Origin of the sequence: Maribacter aquimarinus, assembly GCF_047345505.1 — a bacterium.
Taxonomy (GTDB): Bacteria; Bacteroidota; Bacteroidia; order Flavobacteriales; family Flavobacteriaceae; genus Maribacter.
Genome location: NZ_JBLFEO010000081.1, coordinates 1 through 1,044, shown reverse-complemented (window position 1 = coordinate 1,044; position 1,044 = coordinate 1). Strand labels below are relative to the sequence as shown.

At 35.8% G+C, this 1,044-nt stretch carries 2 protein-coding genes; both read right to left on the bottom strand.

The window, feature by feature from the left end; all coding sequences use genetic code 11:
• Positions 1-134: 134 nt before the first annotated feature.
• Positions 135-506, bottom strand: coding sequence for a helix-turn-helix domain-containing protein (locus ACKWCC_RS19355; RefSeq protein ID WP_413997611.1), 372 nt, complete (start codon positions 504-506; stop codon positions 135-137).
• A 10-nt stretch (positions 507-516) separates the two neighbouring features.
• Entirely contained in the window at positions 517-813 is a 297-nt protein-coding gene (locus ACKWCC_RS19350; protein WP_379936132.1) for a type II toxin-antitoxin system HigB family toxin, read from the bottom strand.
• Between the last annotated feature and the right edge of the window lie 231 nt (positions 814-1,044).

Sequence of the window (1,044 nt, the reverse complement as noted above, 5' to 3'; positions counted from 1 at the left end):
CCGCTGCAAACCTCCCTTCCAATACAGACCAATCCCCATAGCAGAAAAAGGTACCAAGAACCCGGTGTAGTTCAACACCGCGTTCATGCTCGGTCGTACCGACCGCACGAACGCTTAGTTATTATTACCCTTTGTTATTTTTTTGCAAGTTGATAATTATTTACTAAAACCGAAGCTGAAATCTGAAGTATGCTTTCCAGTTCTCGTATCATTTCTACCGTCAATTTTTTCTTTCTGTTCAGAATTTCAGATACCCGACTTTTCCCACCAATTATTCCGACCAAGTCCTTCTGACGCATATTCAGTTCCTCCATTCTTATTTTTATCGCTTCGATTGGGTCAGGCGAATCTATTGGATAATGCTCGTTTTCATAGTTTTCTATTAGTAATGAGAGTATTTCCGCTTCATCTCCTTCTTTTGTGTCAATTGGTGCGTCAAAAATAACCTCCAAGCGTTCAAGTGCATTTCGGTAATCTTTTTCAGATTTTATAGGTTTTAATTTCATAATATTTTATTTAAATCGTGTCTGCATCTATTTTGTCATATTCGGCATGAGTACCGATAAAACGAATAAATGCCCATTGTTTTTCATAATTGAACTTAACTATCAATCGGTAGGAATTTCCTTTAATGTTAAAAACCACCCGACCATTTTTAAGAATACTTGCATTGATGTAGGTTTGTTTTATATCGTTAGGTGAAAACCATTTAGCACTTTTTGCCGTGTCGTACCAAGTTTTCAAATATTGTTCGGAATCTGCATGTTTTTCCCAATATTCTCGAAGTGTACTTTTTGCAATTATTCGTTTCATTCGTTCAAATATAAAGCAAAAATACAAAAAGTTCTCGAATAACGAACATTTATGAATTTAAAACAGTAATAAATGCAGTAGGCATCCACCATAAATTTATTCCGAATGATTGGATAGGGCGGTCAATGTATACCACCTGCGGCGGATGAAAATGAGCAGTGCAAATCAAGTGCACGAGATCGACTCATTTTGGTGCTGAAGTTAACGTTTATTTTTAATTTTTTTTTTCAT

What these genes read in the sequence shown, in the direction of transcription:
- ACKWCC_RS19355 (WP_413997611.1), bottom strand. Translation starts at nt 506, where the DNA reads ATGAAATTAAAACCTATAAAATCTGAAAAAGATTACCGAAATGCACTT.
- ACKWCC_RS19350 (WP_379936132.1), bottom strand. Translation starts at nt 813, where the DNA reads ATGAAACGAATAATTGCAAAAAGTACACTTCGAGAATATTGGGAAAAA.